Annotated in this window: 22 protein-coding genes and 1 tRNA gene; 20 read left to right on the top strand and 3 right to left on the bottom strand. The window is 38.0% G+C overall.

The features are described 5' to 3' along the window. The first annotated feature begins 222 nt into the window (after window positions 1-222). Together carB and B7714_RS07175 are read left to right on the top strand one after the other, a co-directional pair. The gene (gene carB / locus B7714_RS07180) at window positions 223-3,399 is read left to right on the top strand and encodes a carbamoyl-phosphate synthase large subunit (protein ID WP_084860099.1); all 3,177 of its coding nucleotides are present in this window, start codon (window positions 223-225) and stop codon (window positions 3,397-3,399) included. Between the two features lie 213 nt (window positions 3,400-3,612). Further along, window positions 3,613-4,947: an Nramp family divalent metal transporter gene (locus tag B7714_RS07175; RefSeq protein WP_033629962.1), complete on the top strand. Its 1,335-nt coding sequence runs from the start codon at window positions 3,613-3,615 to the stop codon at window positions 4,945-4,947. A gap of 116 nt (window positions 4,948-5,063) precedes the next feature. Here the strand turns inward: B7714_RS07175 and B7714_RS07170 are convergent, their stop codons facing one another. The 3 genes from B7714_RS07170 to B7714_RS07160 all read right to left on the bottom strand — a co-directional run bounded on the left by B7714_RS07170 (window position 5,064) and on the right by B7714_RS07160 (window position 7,385). Further along, window positions 5,064-5,306: a type B 50S ribosomal protein L31 gene (locus tag B7714_RS07170; RefSeq protein WP_000710762.1), complete on the bottom strand. Its 243-nt coding sequence runs from the start codon at window positions 5,304-5,306 to the stop codon at window positions 5,064-5,066. 163 nt (window positions 5,307-5,469) lie between these two features. Then, a complete protein-coding gene (locus tag B7714_RS07165) occupies window positions 5,470-6,333 on the bottom strand; it encodes a lantibiotic ABC transporter permease (protein ID WP_084860098.1) in 864 nt (287 codons plus the stop codon). Between the two features lie 107 nt (window positions 6,334-6,440). Continuing rightward, a complete protein-coding gene (locus B7714_RS07160; RefSeq protein WP_084860097.1) occupies window positions 6,441-7,385 on the bottom strand; it encodes a DHH family phosphoesterase in 945 nt (314 codons plus the stop codon). A gap of 103 nt (window positions 7,386-7,488) precedes the next feature. Between B7714_RS07160 and B7714_RS07155 the strand changes: the two genes are divergently transcribed. From B7714_RS07155 to B7714_RS07065, 18 genes are all read left to right on the top strand, one after another. After that, a complete protein-coding gene (locus B7714_RS07155) occupies window positions 7,489-7,932 on the top strand; it encodes a flavodoxin (RefSeq protein WP_001162125.1) in 444 nt (147 codons plus the stop codon). Window positions 7,933-8,049: 117 nt separating this feature from the next. Then, window positions 8,050-8,316 (top strand): chorismate mutase, encoded by a 267-nt coding sequence (locus tag B7714_RS07150; protein WP_084851695.1) that lies wholly within the window; start codon window positions 8,050-8,052, stop codon window positions 8,314-8,316. Then, window positions 8,313-8,687, top strand: a complete 375-nt coding sequence (crcB, locus tag B7714_RS07145) for a fluoride efflux transporter CrcB (RefSeq protein WP_084860096.1) — start codon at window positions 8,313-8,315, stop codon at window positions 8,685-8,687. Before B7714_RS07150 ends, crcB (B7714_RS07145) begins: the two co-directional genes overlap by 4 nt. Continuing rightward, complete coding sequence (gene crcB / locus B7714_RS07140; RefSeq protein ID WP_000237393.1) at window positions 8,681-9,010, top strand: fluoride efflux transporter CrcB; 330 nt, start codon at window positions 8,681-8,683, stop codon at window positions 9,008-9,010. The genes crcB (B7714_RS07145) and crcB (B7714_RS07140) overlap by 7 nt, the downstream gene beginning before the upstream one ends. Before the next feature lie 118 nt (window positions 9,011-9,128). Beyond that, on the top strand, window positions 9,129-9,476 hold the full coding sequence (gene rplS / locus B7714_RS07135; protein ID WP_001068669.1) for a 50S ribosomal protein L19: 348 nt from the start codon (window positions 9,129-9,131) through the stop codon (window positions 9,474-9,476). A 42-nt stretch (window positions 9,477-9,518) separates the two neighbouring features. Next, window positions 9,519-9,590: transfer RNA gene (locus tag B7714_RS07130), tRNA-Arg, on the top strand. 212 nt (window positions 9,591-9,802) lie between these two features. Beyond that, a complete protein-coding gene (locus B7714_RS07125; RefSeq protein WP_000805166.1) occupies window positions 9,803-10,225 on the top strand; it encodes a hypothetical protein in 423 nt (140 codons plus the stop codon). Between the two features lie 732 nt (window positions 10,226-10,957). Next, window positions 10,958-11,386, top strand: coding sequence for a hypothetical protein (locus B7714_RS07115; protein ID WP_084860094.1), 429 nt, complete (start codon window positions 10,958-10,960; stop codon window positions 11,384-11,386). A gap of 84 nt (window positions 11,387-11,470) precedes the next feature. After that, a complete protein-coding gene (locus tag B7714_RS07110) occupies window positions 11,471-12,124 on the top strand; it encodes a DUF6572 domain-containing protein (protein WP_084860093.1) in 654 nt (217 codons plus the stop codon). 191 nt (window positions 12,125-12,315) lie between these two features. After that, complete coding sequence (locus tag B7714_RS07105) at window positions 12,316-12,810, top strand: hypothetical protein (protein ID WP_084860092.1); 495 nt, start codon at window positions 12,316-12,318, stop codon at window positions 12,808-12,810. Window positions 12,811-12,872: 62 nt separating this feature from the next. Then, a complete protein-coding gene (locus tag B7714_RS07100) occupies window positions 12,873-13,352 on the top strand; it encodes a hypothetical protein (RefSeq protein WP_084860091.1) in 480 nt (159 codons plus the stop codon). A 133-nt stretch (window positions 13,353-13,485) separates the two neighbouring features. Further along, complete coding sequence (locus tag B7714_RS07095) at window positions 13,486-14,139, top strand: hypothetical protein (protein WP_084860090.1); 654 nt, start codon at window positions 13,486-13,488, stop codon at window positions 14,137-14,139. An 88-nt stretch (window positions 14,140-14,227) separates the two neighbouring features. Continuing rightward, complete coding sequence (locus B7714_RS07090; protein WP_084860089.1) at window positions 14,228-14,695, top strand: hypothetical protein; 468 nt, start codon at window positions 14,228-14,230, stop codon at window positions 14,693-14,695. Next, entirely contained in the window at window positions 14,692-15,567 is an 876-nt protein-coding gene (locus B7714_RS07085; RefSeq protein ID WP_084860088.1) for a DUF4299 family protein, read from the top strand. Before B7714_RS07090 ends, B7714_RS07085 begins: the two co-directional genes overlap by 4 nt. 204 nt (window positions 15,568-15,771) lie before the next feature. Then, window positions 15,772-16,326, top strand: a complete 555-nt coding sequence (gene ifs / locus B7714_RS07080) for an NAD glycohydrolase toxin immunity factor (protein ID WP_084860087.1) — start codon at window positions 15,772-15,774, stop codon at window positions 16,324-16,326. A gap of 41 nt (window positions 16,327-16,367) precedes the next feature. Continuing rightward, a complete protein-coding gene (locus tag B7714_RS07075; RefSeq protein WP_084860086.1) occupies window positions 16,368-16,943 on the top strand; it encodes a DUF6572 domain-containing protein in 576 nt (191 codons plus the stop codon). A 62-nt stretch (window positions 16,944-17,005) separates the two neighbouring features. Continuing rightward, complete coding sequence (locus B7714_RS07070) at window positions 17,006-17,686, top strand: hypothetical protein (RefSeq protein WP_084860085.1); 681 nt, start codon at window positions 17,006-17,008, stop codon at window positions 17,684-17,686. Between the two features lie 91 nt (window positions 17,687-17,777). Continuing rightward, the gene (locus tag B7714_RS07065; RefSeq protein ID WP_084860084.1) at window positions 17,778-18,731 is read left to right on the top strand and encodes a hypothetical protein; all 954 of its coding nucleotides are present in this window, start codon (window positions 17,778-17,780) and stop codon (window positions 18,729-18,731) included. The last annotated feature ends 31 nt before the right edge of the window (window positions 18,732-18,762 follow it).

Raw genomic sequence — 18,762 nt, 5'->3', positions numbered from 1 at the left:
AGATTTTTTATCGAAAAATATCGTTTCTCTAAAAAATCGTCGGAGAATTTATTTAATGACAACCAGAGAGTTGCCGAATAGAAAGGAGAAGATACATTGTTCGCGGAAGTGAACACGCCCTAAGAACCGTGTGAAAAAGATAAACATCGTCTTGACGTTGAAGGCGTCTGCACCGAGTTTCCTATTTTCACTGTGTTCTTTACGGGCTTTGTATCATAAACTATGCCTAAACGTACTGATATTCAAAAAATTATGGTGATTGGTTCTGGTCCGATTATTATTGGTCAGGCTGCTGAGTTTGACTACGCTGGGACCCAGGCCTGCTTGTCGTTGAAAGAGGAAGGTTATGAAGTTGTCTTGGTGAACTCAAATCCTGCCACTATCATGACGGACAAGGAGATTGCGGACAAGGTCTACATCGAACCGATCACACTCGAGTTTGTGACACGTATTCTCCGTAAGGAACGTCCAGATGCCTTGCTTCCAACTCTTGGAGGCCAAACAGGGCTCAATATGGCCATGGAATTGTCTAAAAATGGAATTCTAGATGAGCTTGGAGTAGAACTTCTGGGTACTAAATTGTCTGCCATCGACCAAGCTGAGGACCGTGACCTCTTTAAACAGTTGATGGAAGAGCTTGAGCAACCAATCCCTGAATCTGAAATTGTCAACACAGTAGAAGAAGCAGTTGCCTTTGCAGCGACAATTGGTTACCCAGTCATCGTTCGTCCAGCCTTTACCCTAGGTGGTACTGGTGGTGGTATGTGTGCTAACGAGGAAGAATTGCGTGAAATCGCTGAAAATGGTTTGAAGTTATCACCTGTTACCCAATGTTTGATTGAGCGTTCGATTGCAGGTTTCAAGGAAATCGAGTACGAAGTCATGCGCGATTCAGCTGACAATGCCCTCGTTGTTTGTAACATGGAAAACTTTGACCCAGTGGGGATTCACACAGGGGATTCCATCGTATTCGCCCCTGCGCAAACCATGTCTGACTATGAAAACCAAATGCTACGTGACGCGAGCTTGAGCATTATCCGCGCTCTCAAGATTGAAGGTGGGTGTAACGTTCAGCTGGCCCTTGATCCGCATAGCTTCAAGTACTATGTTATCGAAGTAAACCCTCGTGTATCGCGTTCGTCAGCCCTTGCTTCTAAGGCGACGGGTTATCCGATTGCTAAATTGGCAGCTAAGATTGCCGTCGGTTTGACCTTGGATGAGGTCATCAACCCAGTTACAGGTTCAACCTATGCTATGTTTGAACCAGCCCTTGACTACGTCGTTGCTAAGATTCCACGTTTCCCATTTGACAAGTTTGAAAAAGGGGAACGTCGTCTTGGAACTCAGATGAAAGCAACTGGTGAAGTCATGGCGATCGGTCGTAACATCGAGGAGTCACTTCTCAAGGCATGTCGTTCACTTGAAATTGGCGTTCACCACAATGAAATGCCTGAACTTGCAACTGTTTCGGATGATGCCTTGATTGAAAAGGTTGTGAAAGCCCAAGATGACCGTCTTTTCTACGTATCAGAGGCTATTCGCCGTGGTTACACACCAGAAGAAATTGCTGAATTGACCAAGATTGATATCTTCTATCTAGATAAACTCTTGCATATCTTTGAAATCGAGCAAGAATTGGGTGCCCATCCACAAGATCTAGAAGTTTTGAAAACAGCTAAACTCAATGGATTTTCAGACCGTAAGATTGCGGAACTCTGGAACACTACAGCTGACCAAGTTCGCCAACTTCGTTTGGAAAACAAGATTATCCCAGTCTACAAAATGGTCGATACCTGTGCGGCGGAGTTTGACTCTGAAACACCATATTTCTATTCAACCTATGGCTGGGAAAATGAGTCTATCAAGTCTGATAAGGAATCTGTACTTGTCCTAGGTTCAGGTCCAATCCGTATCGGACAAGGGGTTGAGTTTGACTACGCAACTGTTCACTCAGTTAAGGCTATCCAGGCTGCTGGTTATGAAGCTATTATCATGAACTCAAACCCAGAGACCGTTTCTACGGACTTCTCTGTGTCTGATAAGCTCTACTTTGAACCATTGACATTCGAAGATGTCATGAATGTCATTGACCTTGAGCAACCAAAAGGCGTTATCGTTCAGTTCGGTGGTCAAACAGCTATCAACCTTGCAGAGCCATTGGCAAAAGCAGGTGTGACCATCCTTGGTACACAGGTTGCTGACCTAGACCGTGCCGAAGACCGTGACCTCTTTGAGCAAGCCCTTAAAGACTTGGATATTCCACAGCCACCTGGTCAAACAGCAACTAATGAAGAAGAAGCTGTGCTTGCAACTCGCAAAATTGGTTTCCCAGTTCTCGTTCGTCCTTCTTATGTTTTGGGTGGACGTGCTATGGAAATCGTGGAAAATGAGGAAGACCTTCGCTCTTACATGCGTACCGCTGTTAAGGCTAGTCCAGACCATCCAGTCCTTGTTGACTCTTACATCGTTGGGCAAGAGTGCGAAGTCGATGCCATCTCAGACGGAGAAAATGTCCTCATCCCTGGTATCATGGAGCACATCGAACGTGCCGGTGTCCACTCAGGTGACTCAATGGCCGTTTACCCACCACAAACCTTGTCGCAAAAGGTTCAGGAAACTATCGCAGACTACACCAAACGCCTAGCAATTGGTCTTAACTGTCTCGGAATGATGAACATTCAGTTTGTCATCAAGGATGAAAAAGTTTACGTTATTGAGGTCAATCCACGTGCCAGCCGTACGGTGCCATTCCTTTCTAAGGTAACCAATATTCCTATGGCTCAGGTAGCGACTAAGCTCATTCTTGGTCAAAGTCTTGAAGAACTTGGTTATCAAGATGGACTTTACCCAGAAAGTACTCGCGTTCATATCAAGGCTCCAGTCTTCTCCTTTACGAAACTAGCTAAGGTAGACAGCTTGCTCGGTCCTGAAATGAAGTCAACAGGGGAAGTCATGGGTTCTGATACAACTCTTGAAAAAGCTTTGTACAAGGCTTTTGAAGCTTCTTACCTGCACTTGCCAACCTTTGGAAATGTGGTCTTTACCATCGCTGATGATGCCAAAGATGAAGCCTTGGACTTGGCTCGTCGTTTCCAAAATATCGGTTACGGTATCCTCGCGACAGAAGGAACTGCAGCCTTCTTTGCTAGTCATGGACTGCATGCCCAGCCTGTTGGTAAGATCGGTGATGATGAGAAGGATATCCCAAGTTTTGTCCGCAAAGGGAAAATTCAAGCAATCATCAATACTGTCGGAACCAAACGAACTGCTGACGAAGATGGTGAGCAAATCCGCCGTTCAGCTATTGAACACGGCGTGCCCCTATTCACAGCCCTAGATACAGCTAATGCCATGCTCAAGGTGCTAGAAAGCCGTAGTTTTGTCACAGAAGCAATCTAATTGAAAAAATATTTTCAAAGTTTTAAAGCCAGCGTCAGAAAACGCTGGCTTTTGCAATACTGATATTGCCTATTTCAACTATCATGCTTTCCTTAAGAATCATTCTAAAATGTGATATAATAAGGATGAATTAGAAATGGGAAATTATTTTCATTATATTTTCAAAAATTCCATTAAAAAAAGTAAAGACAGATTAGAAAGTGTAAAATTCCGATGTCTTCTTACAAAAAAGTCTCTCTTTCTGAGATCAATCAATCTATTGAAACTCCCAATAACAATCATTTTTGGCAAAATCTAAAAGCATTTTTAGGACCTGGAGCTCTTGTAGCAGTTGGTTATATGGATCCTGGAAACTGGATTACTAGTGTGGTTGGTGGTGCTTCCTACAAATATAGTCTCTTATTTGTTATTTTGATTTCATCCATCATTGCTATGCAGCTACAACAGATGGCTGGAAAGCTCGGTATCGTAACTAAGATGGACCTAGCACAGGCAACTGCACATCATGCTCCCAAATGGCTTCGCTATAGTCTTTGGGTGATTTTAGAATTAGCTTTAATGGCGACAGACTTAGCCGAGGTTTTAGGCTCAGCGATTGCCTTAAATCTTTTATTTAAAATACCGATTATGGTCGCTATCCTCTTAACCGTTTTAGATGTATTTCTTTTGTTGTTGTTGATGAAATTTGGCTTCAAAAAAATTGAAGCCATTGTGACGACTCTTATTTTAACCATATTAGCCATCTTTACCTATCTGGTGGCCTTATCCAATCCAAGTATTCAGGGTATCTTTGGTGGTTATTTACCGACTCCAACATTATTTGAAACACCATTGCCTGGTCATGAAAGCCAATTGACCTTGGCTCTAGGAATTGTAGGAGCGACAGTCATGCCCCATAATCTCTATCTTCACTCCTCTCTATCCCAAACAAGGAAAATCAATCACAAAGATAAGAAGGATGTTCGAAAAGCCGTGCGTTTTATGACCTGGGATTCAAATCTTCAGTTGTCCCTAGCCTTTATTGTCAATTCCTTGCTTCTTATTTTAGGGGCATCTCTCTTTTTTGGTCATGCATCTGAAATTTCGGCATTCTCCCAAATGTACAATGCTTTACAGGATTCGACAATAGCAGGAGCGATAGCCAGCTCAACTCTGTCAACTTTATTTGCCCTAGCCCTCTTAGCAAGTGGACAAAATTCGACCATTACAGGCACCTTGACAGGACAGATTGTCATGGAAGGTTTCTTACATCTGAAATTGCCTCAGTGGATGATCCGTATCGGTACCCGTATTTTTGCCTTGCTCCCTGTGATTATAGTCGCCGTCTTGTTTGGACATCAAGAAAAAACCTTGGATCAGTTATTGGTCTATTCACAGGTCTTTCTGTCAATCGCTCTTCCGTTTTCAATCTTCCCCTTAATCTATTTGACCTCTAAGAAGTCACTGATGGGAGAATTTACCAATGCCAAGTGGAACACCATCCTAGGTTACGCAGTTTCAATCATCTTGACCATTCTCAATATCAAGCTTCTTTTCGATATTTTTTAACCTCGTTTGACATCAATCATAGTGTCAGCGTGAAGGTTGACAAATAGAAAGTAGTAGTGATTGGTTCATAAAAAGAAGTACAAAAAAAGAACAGTGGTAACTGTTCTTTTTTATCATTATTTGAGACCGTATTTTTTGTTGAAACGATCCACGCGTCCATCTGCTTGAGTGAACTTTTGACGTCCAGTATAGAATGGGTGTGAGTCTGATGAAATTTCCACACGGATCAATGGGTAAGTTTCGCCTTCGAACTCAACAGTTTCGTTAGAGCGTTTTGTTGAACCGCTAAGGAATTTGTAACCAGTAGTTGTGTCCATGAAGACAACTGGGCGATATTCTGGATGGATATCTTTTTTCATTTTGCAATATTTCCTTTCTGCCATGGTCTCTTTGCGAGCCATAGATTGTTACCATACTAGTCTATCAGATTCTGATAAGTTTGGCAAGTCTTTTCCCTGATTTTATTAAAAATCTTGATAAAAAATCACTCCAGTGTTTACTGGAGTGACGGTAGAAGAATGATTAGTTCTCTTGTTTTGGAGCTTTTTCTTCTTGTTGATTTTTTACTTCTGGTTCTTTTACTGGTTCTACGTTTTCTGCTGCTGATTCAGCTTCTTTTTCAGATTCAGTAGTTTCTTTTTCTGTTGATTCTGTTACAGTTTCAGCTTCAGCCTCTGTTTCTGTTGGTTCGGCTACTGGCTCAGCTTCTGTTTTTGTTTCAGATTCAGTAGTTTCCTCTTTTACTGGTTCTGCATTTTCTTCTGTTGATTCAGCTTCCACATTAGCTGGTTCCTTAGCTTCTTCTTTTTGCTCGGTTTCCTCTTTAGCTGTCTCTGTTTTTTCAGCAGTAGTTTCTTCTTTTTTACGTTCTTGAGATTCTTTTTTGATTTCTTCGACCGCAGTTTTAACGGTAGAGCTTGTTACACGTCCGACAGTTTGAGCAAAATCTTTACCAGACTCAGCTAATTCAGTAAATGACTCTTTTGTAATTTTACCACCTGACATTGCCAAGAGACCAGTTACAACTAGTGCAATGCTAGCAAGAATAGCCAAAATCAAACCAAAGCCGATTGAAATGCCATATCCACCAAAGTTAGACATGTATTTATTTACATTAAAGAGACTATTTAGTGTGACAAGAGTTGCAATTGCACCTGCAACAATGACACCAATTGAGAACCCTTTAGACATTGCTTTATTCATATTATTCAAGCACGCAAGAACAATAGATACAATAGCTGCGATAATGACAAACCACCCATCTCCTTGGTAACCATTCACGCTATAGGACCCAAAAGAACCTGCATTTAAACTAGCCCATGGCAAGAGTGAACCAAGGATTGCTACTCCAGCAGAAATGAGAATATACAAACGATTTTTTTCCATTATTAAGTCTCCTTTTATTCAGTTTGATTTATTATACCATAAACTGATGTACAAAGAAACCGTATATTTTAAGAATCTAGCATATAAAAGGCCAAGAAAATTCTTTCTTAGCCTTGGTGAATCTGTAGAGCCTCTTTCAGCTCTTTGTATATTTGTTCGTTTTCTTCTAGACTATAGGAATTGGCGCCACTGGCTAATGGATGTCCTCCTCCGTCGTGTTCTTTGGCAATTTCATTGATAGGAGTGATTTTACTTCGCATTCGCACACGGAAGTGACCATCAGCTTGTTCAACAAAGATAGCCCAAGCCTTAACAGTATCAATTCGGCCAGGTGCTCCGACAATTGCAGCTGTTTCAGCATCCGTAACCTTATATTTTTCCAAGATGTCTTGAGTAAGTAGAACGCGTGCAGCTCCATTCTCATCAACTTCTAAATGATTATAGACAAAGCCTTGCAATTTTGCAATCTTGAAGCTCATGGTATCCATTTGACGAGACAATCCAGCAAAGTCAAAATCAACTTCTCGGAGCTGGCTAGCTATTCTAAAGGTACGGGCACTAGTTGAAGGGTAGAGAAAACGCCCTGTGTCTCCAACAATTCCTGCATAGAGAAGTCGTGCTGCTTCACTAGACAAAGTTAGCTGATTTCCTTGAGCAAATAATGCAATCATCTCACTGGCACTGCTTGAACTTGTATCCACCCAAGATAGGTCACCATAGATATCATCATTTGGATGGTGATCGATTTTGATGGTGAAATCAGCTTGTTCGTAGCGTTTATCATCGATACGAGGACGATTCGCTGTATCACAAATAATAGCAAGAGCTCCTTGGTAGTCCCTGTCTGGGACAGTATCCATTTCCGCCATCCAGGTTAGAGTTGGTTCGTTATAACCGACTGCTTTGATAGTCTTTTCTGGAAAATGGTGTGTGAGAAGAGCTTTCAAGCCCACTTGACTCCCTAAGGCATCAGGATCTGGTTTCATATGACGATGAATGATAATGGTATCGTATTCTTTGATTTTCTCTAAAATTTGCTGGCAAATTTCCATAAATAACCTCAATTCTTTCTCATTTCATTGTAGCACAAGAATTTTTATTTTTAAAATGAAAAAGATATGATATAATGGAGAAAGATAAATTGAGGAGGACGATATGGCATTAGCAAAAATTGTATTTGCCAGTATGACCGGTAATACCGAAGAAATTGCAGATATTGTAGCAGATAAATTGCGAGACTTGGGATTGGATGTCGATGTTGATGAATGTACGACTGTTGACGCTTCAGATTTCTTGGAAGCGGATATCGCAATCGTTGCGACTTACACTTACGGAGATGGAGAATTGCCAGATGAGATGATGGACTTCTACGAAGACCTTGCAGACCTCAACTTGAATGGTAAAATCTATGGAGTTGTTGGTTCAGGAGATACCTTCTACGACGAATTCTGTAAGGCTGTTGATGACTTTGATCGCGTTTTTGTAGCGACAGGAGCAGAAAAAGGTTCGGAGTGTGTTAAAGTGGACCTCTCTGCTGAAGAAGAAGACATCGAGCGTTTGGAACAATTCGCAGAAGAATTGGCTGCAAAAGTAGGATAAGAATCAAATTGCGCTGACTGGAAGAAGTCAGTGCGTTTTTTTATTAATTATTTTGGGATTTTACTAGCCTATTTGGTAGCTTTTTGATACAATAATTCAAATAAAGGAGGAGACTGTATGAACTTAGATATTATTCGGCAAGAAATTGATCAAATCGACGACCAAATCGTTAAGCTCCTAGAAGAACGAATGCACTTGGTTGAGGGTGTAGTTGCCTATAAGAAAGCCTCAGGAAAACCTATTTTAGATACTAAGAGAGAAGAAATCATTTTTGAAAAAGTCAGAAATAGAGTAGAAGATAAGCGCTATCAGGAGACCATTGTTGCGACTTTTTCAGACATTCTCAAACGTTCGCGTGATTATCAGGATCAAAATATCAAATGAAAAAAGAACAATTTTATCCGCTAGGAATTTTTCTGGCTGCAATGGTGGGAGGCCTTGTCCGCTATCTCATTTCCACTTGGTTACCAGCCAGTCCAGACTTTCCTTGGGGGACCCTCCTTGTCAACTATCTGGGAATATTCTGCTTGGTTTATCTTGTCAAGGGCTATCTGGTCTACAAGGAAACTAGTAAAGGCTTAGTTTTGGCGCTGGGGACCGGCTTTTGTGGAGGTTTAACAACCTTTTCTAGCTTAATGCTTGATGCTGTGAAACTGCTTGATACCGGGCGTTATCTTAGCTTAGGCATCTACTTATTTTTGAGCATTGGTGGAGGTCTACTTTTGGCTTATGTTCTAGGGAGGAAGAAATGGTAATCGTTTATCTTGCAATCGCCTGCGGGTTCGGAGCCTTGGTGCGTTATTTCTTTTCCCGCTATAATCAAGCTTCTAAATTGCCACTAGGAACTCTCATAGCCAATCTTCTAGGATGTTTTTTGATCGGCCTACTCTACAATCATGTGGAGTCCAAGGAAATCTATGCCATCCTAGCGACAGGTTTTTGTGGAGGGTTAACGACCTTTTCAACCTTGAATGACGAGCTACAAAGACTAATCAGTGACAAGAAGGTATTTTATAGCTATTTTCTCTTAACTTATATAGGCGGTTTTCTAGCGATTTTTTTAGGAATTCTGCTATAAATTTCTTTACTTTTAGGTGGAAATTTGGTAAACTGTATCTTGTGTGTAATGGACGCACAAAAATACAGTTTATCCGCTGAGGAAGGTTCCTCAAGATTGACAAAGATAGGAGAATAAAATGAATCCATTAATCCAAAGCTTGACTGAAGGTCAACTTCGTACAGATATCCCATCATTCCGTCCTGGTGACACTGTTCGTGTACACGCGAAAGTTGTCGAAGGTAACCGTGAACGTATCCAGATTTTTGAAGGTGTTGTTATTGCACGTAAAGGTGCAGGCATCTCAGAAAACTACACAGTTCGTAAAATCTCTAACGGTGTAGGTGTTGAGCGTATCTTCCCAATCCACACTCCACGTGTTGAAAAGATCGAAGTTGTTCGTTACGGTAAAGTACGTCGTGCGAAATTGTACTACTTGCGTGCTCTTCAAGGTAAAGCAGCTCGTATCAAAGAAATCCGTCGTTAATTCGACTAAAAAACTCTGCTCACCCAGCAGGGTTTTTCTCTAGCTCCCTTAGTTCAATGGATATAACAACTCCCTCCTAAGGAGTAGTTGCAGGTTCGATTCCTGCAGGGGGCAGTAAACTAGAAACAAAACACTGGATAGCTAGTGTTTTTTTGTTAGTTTTTAACTAGCAAACCCCTCATATCAAGCGCTTGTATGGTATAATAATGGGAAACGTTAACATTGATTTTTAAGGTAGTTCTATCATGTTGGAATACCAAATAAAAAAGATTATGAGTGCTCTACTAGTTTAGTCTGAAAGGGTTATAAGAAAAGGGAAAATACAAATGAAACCAACAAAACTACAATGGGAAGATGTTATCCAATTTGAAGAGGTAAAAGGTTACGGTCAGCATATCTGGAGAGATGGTAATCATCTTTATTATGTTGATGAGGAGGGAGGAATTGCCCCTCAGCGTGTAGTTTATAAATTACCAAATGAGCTGTTTGCCTTATTAGAAAGTGGAGAGAGATCGCTACTCGAAATATCTTGGAAGATTAAGCACGATCGTTGGCCACCGATGGAAGAAGAAATCAATAAAATAAAAAGAGGAAGAGCCAAAGAACGACCAAAGATACTGATAGCTAATCCGAAAAATCAATTACTTTTTACACAAGAAGAATTAAAAGAGTTAATGCCTATTGCAGAGACTATTTGGATCGAATCTGAAGGCAAATTTCCAGATGATTATGTATCACCACTTAAGTAAGGAAGGTATAAAATGAAACTGAATTCCAGATATTAGAGAGCTCTAATCCAGTTCACTGAAGCTATGAAAAAGCTTGTATCATTTGATTATGGTTAGAAAGGGAGTGGAAATGATAGAAAAGAGAAAACATTATAAAGGACTAGTTCATCTAGGAGAGTTTAAGAACAAATTGGTCTATTATGACCTAAAGACAAAGAAATTGTTTTTTTCGATTCCAGAAAGAACTTCTAAGAGTCAACAGTACGTTATTCTTTCCCTGGTATTGCTATTTCTTCCTTTTATCAGATTTCTGAATGGATTGACAATCTTTAGTATAGCTGAGCACAAGTATCTTTATTTGATTTTATTCTCTTGTCTTTCCTTACTTTTCGGGAAATCGCTGGATGTCTATTTTAAGAAAGATTTGGATTTGTATCCGGCTCTATTTACAGATTTGGAGTATTTAGAATTTCTAGAGGTAGTAAAGAAAAGTGGAGCTGTTGTTTCTTCCGTAATTCGTGGTAGCTTTATTAGTTTGTTAGTATCTTTAGTCGCCTTCCTGTTATATCCTAGTTTTTTGCCATTATTTTTCCACTCGATGCTTTTGTTTATTCTCTATTTGTGTTTGGCCAATAATTTACACAAGCGAAAGAAGGTCATGGAGAGTTTGATAAGAAATGTGCGCATCAACTAGATCTTTTTGTTTTTGCCTATGATAAAGAAGAATAAAAAAAGTAAAGAAAGTTGATTTATATGACAACAGAAATGCTGCAATACCAAAATTGTACGGTATTAAAAAATAACAATGATTATCAGATTCTATGGAGTAGAGGGAAAGAAGTGCTTAATTTTCCCATTAGCCAGGAATTAGCAGAACGTGTTTCAAAATCAGAAAAAGATGCTTTAGAAGTAATGTTTTATTGTGAACATCATCGTTGGCCAAAGGCAGATGAGTTAGAAGATTATAATCAATCGGATACGATTGTACATAGAGGCAATGGATTTATTGTATATGAGACAGACGGCTATTACGAAATTAGCTTCTTTAAAGAAATTGGCGGAGTCATGGGTCCAGAAGTTCGCTATCCTATTACTAAAGAACTGATGGATAAAGCATTTGAATCTTCTAGGGGAGCATACGAAGTCATGGTTTATGCTGAAACAGGACGCTGGCCTTTATAGTAAAGTGGATGACATCATAAGAACAGCCCCAAAATAGGGAATAACTAATCAGTAGACATTTGGTAGATGGAAAAGGAGATGAGAATGAAAACAATTTATTTAAGTAAAAAAGATATGTTGGAAATTTGTCAGGATGGTGATAAGTATTTCTTGCGTTATCCAACTTTTAATATTACCATGCCAGAAGTAGTTCAAGAAATCCCCAAAGAAGCTGCAGATAGTTATATGTCGGGAGAACATGATGGTGAAGAATTAATTAATTATGCTAACTTCGGATTTTGGAAATCAAAAATTAGTCAAGAAGATGCTAACATACAATTTTTGAGAGATAATCCAGAATTTCTTCTTATTGAAATATATAGAAAGAGACACTATTTCTCCGAAAAAGAATTTGAAGAACTGATACAAAAAGCAATTTCCTCAAAGCTCAAGTCAACTGAACTTGATGCAATTGGTATAGTTGATAGTCATTTAGAGCTTCTTCTGGTGGATCCAGTTGGCTGGGAGGAAGAGATAGAAGCAGTCCATCTGGAAATTCTGCAAGAAAAAATTAATAATTACATTCACTTCCTCGAAAGCAAGCGGTATGTAGCACGATATGGTGATCAGTTTGACAAAAAAGTCATCCATATCACATTCCAGTATTCTCCATCTGATAATGGATTGGCCTTTCTTGCTGCGGTTCAGAAGACATTGCAAAATACAGGTATGAGCTTGAAGGTAGAATTGCCAGAGTGAGTTAGAAAATGAGAAGGCGTTTGTCTTCTCTTTTCTAATATTCTTAAACTTTTGCAATCTTTTCTGGACTAGATTTATAATATGGTATAATGTAAAAAAGTGCTTTCTGATTAATGGCTATAAAACTTGATATAGTAAGAGAACTACTCTATCAGTTTAGTTCATATCATTTAGAATTGAGAGGGGCGACTATGTTAACATTAAGCCATGTGATTGAAGATACCTACAATGTTGAGGTGGACTTTTATACGCCTCTTACTATTGAATGTTCAAGTTTCCCCTCTTATATACGAAAAGCTTACTTCCGTTTAGTAGGCGATAATAGCCTACTTGAGATTGGGATAAATCCAGATTCTTTTCGGTTGATGAATATTATACTTGTCCAAGTCTCAAATGTGACTTTAATGGGCGACATGAGTCTAGAAGAAGTGGAAGAGATAGAAGGCATTCCTGTTTTTCGTGATACTATCATGTTTACAAATGGACTACATGATAGGAAACAGTCCTTTGATGTCTTTTTATCTAAAGACTTTTTGAAAATACAGTTGCTTAATCCTAAGGAAACTATGTATCTGACTAATGGGAGAGTAAAATTAGGATTTTCTCAAGATGGAACACTCGTGAGCATCTTGCTCGTAGAACTGACATGTCATGAATATGAAATTTTAAAAAATAGTTTTGAATAGCACTCCAAAAATCTATTTCCTTGAGTGCTATAAAACTAGACTTATTTGAATAAGGAGAAAAAATGATTAGAGCAAAATATGGTGAAAATATTGTTGTCGCTTTTAAGTACAAAAATCAGTATTCTTGGTATATTTCTGACTTGGAGCTATGGTATATTAATTACGAAGAAGCGGGATATAATGTAGAACATATTGATAAAGAGAGATTGCGCTCCGCGTTTTTATTGCCTGAGAATGTCCTTTATTTTTTAGAGGATATGAAAAAATATAGTTGCGACCTTTCAGAGTTAAGGAAAGTCTTTGCTAATGAGTATAAAAGGGATAAACTGAACGCTATTTATGATTTCGCCCCATCTTTATTTGTTGATATGGACAATTTGTTATTGTACTCAAATTACGTAGAGTCTATTTCTTTTGAAGAGTATGTATCAGCTCCATGGATTGGGAAATATCAATATTTCCTAGATTTAATTCCAAGAGAATATTGGTTTTGGACGGAAATAGGTGAAAATGTGTTTGACAAAAATAAAACAAGTGAATAGAGTAAAGAAAATAAACAAAGGAAGAGACTCCGCTCAACAGTTACCAAGAGTATCAGGAATGGTATGACAAACACGTAAACTAGATTTGGAAGGATATGTAGAAAACTACAGAATAATGAAAAGAGGAATAATAATGCCACAAGAGCGATATCTCCAGATTAAAAAAGAATATAAAATTCGCTTAGGATTAGTGATATTTCTATTTACTATATTTGCAATACTAAGCATAGTACTCATTTTTAATCTTTCTAGATTTATCCCACTTGCAGTAACAGCTATGGGAACAGTTGTGCCTTTTAATCATTTTCTGCTAGTTCCGCTATGGGAACAAAAAAAAGAGATAGAAAAAGAGCATCCTGAATGGAGAGAGCTTAGCACCAGTGGTATCAAAATTCCCTCATCAGAATCCAGTAAAAGAACTTTAGCAGCTATTGGAACTATTTTGGCCTTATTCTTCTCTTTTGCGATGCTCTACAGACCGGTTAAAGTGAATAAGCCAATACCTAGTATTGAGGAAATCAATAAGATACCAAAATTGGACCGCAAAACACCTAAAACATCAAGCTCTTCTAGTTCTGAAAGAGCTAACTCCTCGGATTCTAGAGCATCGTCTTCTACTGAAGAGAGCACTAAGGCAGAAAGTTCAGGAACGGAATCTTCAAAAGATGAGACACATAACTATGATTTCCATCTTCCCGGAGTTGATGATGAGGAATTGCGTAGAGTCATTGATAGATCCAAAAAAGATTTTAGAGAGAATCATGCTAAGGAACAGACTACAGAATAGATAGATATAAAAGTAGAATTACTAGCTTAATTGAGGGAGCGAAAACCGCTCTCTTTTTGTGGTATAATGGAATATGTGGAGGGTTAGTATGCGTAAAGAATATCTAGTTTATCAAAACAAAGTATACTCTAATTTTGTGAATTATATAAATGACTATATCCTTCTTTCAGAAGATCCGGCAATGTTGAAAGAAGGCTATTTCCCCTATAGTTCCTATGTAGATGGTGAAGAAGAAGGTCTATACGGGAAGCTTGTGCCTTATAGTGAGGTTAGTCAGAGGTATTCGGTTTATGATCGTGTCCTATATAAAGGTCAGGAATTTGCAATGGCTGGTCACAAGAGTGGAGATGATGATTTCACAGCACCTGATTCTTATGTGCGAATATTGGTTTCTGATAAAGAATTTTTAAATGAAAACAATATAGCAGATGGTGCGGAATTGATGGATGATAAGTACGGTCTTATCACGTATGCATCAGGAAAAATCCCTGTCAGCGAAGTAACGATTCTACGTCGTAGAAAGAATTTGCCAGTAGACCGAAGGAGAAAAATATGAAATCAGTTAATTTTACAATAAAAAGCAACCAATCACTAAGCATTGGTGAGGTGCTTCAAGCAGAATTTTTTGAATGTTACAGCGTTTCTGCTAAGGATGCGGGCTTAAAGCCATCTGCAGACTCTCTTATTTCGGATTTCCATTCTGTTCAGTTTGGGGTCAAAGAGAAGTCTAGTTTAGGGTTCCGTCTATCTTTTGATGGTCAAGCCTATCAGGTATCTGTTCCAGATTTGGCGACAGCTTATGACTGGACTGGGGCCTTGATGTTCTTGAAAACTTTGCTGGTTCTCTTAGATGTAAGTGTGTGTGAACATGATGGAGTGGACTATGATAAAGATTCCATTCTTGATTTTCATTTCACAGATATTTTCTTATCAGCTCTTTCAGAATTGACTAAGGAAGTAAAAGTTCATCCCATCGTGGAAATTATGGGAGTGAAACGTCCTATTTACATCAATGAACTCTACCTAGGGCAGATTATCCATGTACCGGATGATCAACTCTTAAATAGTTATGACCAGCGTTTGCGCTTTACCCAACAGCTAAATGCTTATTACTCTGAGCAGCAAGTTTTTAAAGTAGAGCAAAATGGAGAGGACATCATTATCCCTATCAATTATCTAAATAGTGAAGGACGAACTATTTTGCCGGCTCAACCAGAGCTAGAACCTCAATATTTACAAGAGTATCGAGGAAGTAAGGTTGCAGTGGCACGACTGTTTATCATGACAGCCGGTGGGGAAAAACTAGCCGAGGTTCCTTATCGTCAGTTCTTAGAGTCGTTGACCGAGGGTATCTATATGTTGGATGCCAAATACGTTCTTGTAAACCCAATTTCTCCTGAAATGTTGCAGAAGTTATCACAAAACTAACATTCTAAGAAACTTATTAGTCCGTTCATGAAAAGTTTACCATCTGATAGTTTTTTCAGATGGTCTTCTTTTTCCTTAAGTTCCCCATTTTATTTTTTCTGTATTTATTTTATGCTATAATAAGACAAAGTTTTAATACCATTATTCAACAATAGACTAAGTAAATACCCAGAAATAGGCAGAATAAACCAATGGAGTAACTAAATGAAAAAATTTGAAATACCAGAGCCTAAAGATTATCAAAATTTTGTAAAAGACTATCGTGAAATAATGAAGGAAGGGAAAGAAGCAGAAGCATTTCTTGGAGACGATATTAGGTATCGTTTTCAACAACGCAACTCAATGATAACAGAATACACTGATATTCAGGTGTTGATGGAATATTGTTTATTCCCTCTATATGTAGAAGGTGATAAAGATATAGAGAAAAGGACATTTGAGATATTAAAAGAGTTCTCTTTAAGTATTGATGAAAAGAAAATATGGCAAGTTACGGAATATTTATTGCTTCAAGATTTCATTCTGGCGGAATATAAACCCCTTCCTTTTGAAATTGATACAAGAAAATTAGTTCCTCTTATACTTGATACAATAGAAAAACTTCCTAACGAGTTAAAAACTAGTGGATATTATGCTCGATTAATTGGAAATATTAAATCAATTCCTTCTTTCAAGTATTATGAGGTGGAAAAGGTAGAGAAAATCCTTAAGGAATTCAAAGAAAAATACTACAATCCACCTAAGAAGGTAGAATTGTAGGAAAAGACATTCTTGATAAGAGCAATGATGGAGGAATTTTGATGACAAAACAGGAATTATTAGACTTTTTAAAATTTAATAGCAATAAACTTAGATATTATACTGTGTACTTAAATAAAAAAGTTTTAGAGCAGTTTGCGATAGGGTATTATCAGGATTTAAGTGCAAATAGATTTATAGTGTATGAGGTGACTGAACGTCAACAGTTATATGAAAAAGCTAGTTTTGAAAGAGAAAAGGATGCTATTGAAGAATTATATGAGATTGTAAAGTTTAGATGTAGGATTAAGAGTATCCCTATTCAGTTAGAGGTTTCAGAAATTGATGCAATCGGAACGAGTGATACAGACTTGGAACTTTTATTAATTGATGGTAATCTTTGGCTTCCAGATACCGAAGAGGAGCATTTGTTGAAGCTTCAAGAAAAACTCAACAACTATATCTACTTCCTCGAAAGTAAGCAGTACGTGGAGCGATATGGCGATAGCTTTGACAAAAAAGTCATCCATATCACATTCCAGTATTCTCCGTCTGATAATGGACTAGCCTTTCTCGCTGCGGTTCAGAAGACATTACAGAATACAGATATGAGCTTGAAGGTAGAAGTACCAGAGTGACAAAGAGAGCGGAAACGCTCTCTTTTATGTTATAATAGGCATAGAATGTATAGGAGAAAGAGATGAAGGAAAATAAACGCTTATTTTGGGTTGTTAGTGTAATGTTAATGATTTTAACCCTTTTTGCGCTAAATGGATGTGGTTCAGGCGGAGAAACTATTCCAAAAAACAGAACAAAAGAACAGTACGAATTTGAAAAAACGTTTGAACCTATATTTAAATTTTTAGAGCAAGACAAGAAGGAGTTTAATGGATTAAAGCTTTACAAAAATAGTATTTATATAGAGAGTGGAAACGTAGTAAAGAATTATAAAGTATTCTTAGATACTAGCCAATCTGACATTAAGGGTGACTATACAATAAAAATTGGGGATAATAAAGAAACAGTTCCTGTTACTTACTCTAATGGGAAGTTAAATTATGGGTCGGAGGTAACTCCTTTATATGATGAAGAAATTCTTAATTTGGTAGTACAAAGAGATTATTTCGCTTCCTTGAATATAAAAGAAACCTTTAAGAGTGCAGAAACAGAGCTTCGTGATATTATCTATGAACCAGAAAATCATTCTGACCTCTATAAATATCTTAAAAATAAGTACGATATGCCAGAAGATACGACCTGTCGAATAATATTAGACTACTCTAGTGGAACAATCTATGGAATTTCAATACTAATGGAATCTAAGGATGAGGCTGTTCAAATAGATTTAACTATATTTAAACAACGGGAGGATAATAAATGAATGAAATTGAAAAAAGTAATCGTCGAGTTGAAAGATAAAGCACTATAAAAGCTGTTTTATAACTGATTTTTAATGAGCATCAGGAGATATTATGTTAAAATCGAACAAGTGGATATTCCTTGCGATTTCCGTTCCCTTTATTATTGTTGGTTTGTCATATTTGTTAATTAGGATACCGATTGGGAACACTGGTAAGTTTATTCATGATCATGCGGATTCTATCAAAAGCGAAATTATTGCAGACATAGACAGTCAAGGGCAATATATAAAGTCAGTGACGCTTTTACCGGGTTCTGCGAGGGGAGGCTTTGATAATGGTGGAGATGTAGGTGGAAATTATCATATTTCCTTTACAGCTTATGCTAATAATAATCGAAAGCAGTCAATGAAAGTAGAATTATACTTTCCTGATGCTGCTATAGGTCCTTTTACATTTATAAAACCCAATCCTTATAAATCTCCTGAAACTATGAGGAAATGGTACTTATCAGTAGTAGAGGTATCAAGTGATCCCTCATGGGATTGGAAGCGAGAGCAAGATAAATTAACTGAAACTATGAATAAACTTGTTCGCAAGAGCAAGGATGCATCCAGGCAAGCTCAAAAAGAAACTATGATTCGTCTTCTTAACAGATGGCTACAAGAACATGAGGAAAATTTCAAACTAGCTATCCAAACAGACCTGTATAGAAACGACCCAGAATTGGAACAGAAATTAGGAAAGATTCAAAGTATCAGTGTAAGTGAATATCAAATGTACATTCCTTCGACAGGTAGCGACATTCGTTTTGATGTTAGATTTGAGAAATATCCTGAAGAAGTAGCTACTATAGACGTTCGCTTGCATTCCCAAGGGGAACAGTCAGTTTTTAAGGATCCCTCAGTAGCTGCAACTATTAGTTTTGAAAGAGAACGTTTTGTTATAAAAACTGTGTACGACTCCAAGCTATTTCCAATTTTTAATCAAAGTCGATTTGGTAATAGCAATGGAGAAATATCTTATGAGCTCCCAAAAGATTATGAAAATCAATTTTTAATTCCTTAACTTTCAAGCAAGCTATTGTACTTGCTTTATC

It is taken from the genome of Streptococcus oralis subsp. oralis (assembly GCF_002096595.1).
Taxonomy (GTDB): Bacteria; Bacillota; Bacilli; order Lactobacillales; family Streptococcaceae; genus Streptococcus; species Streptococcus oralis_D.
This window is presented reverse-complemented; position numbering and strand designations above follow the sequence as displayed.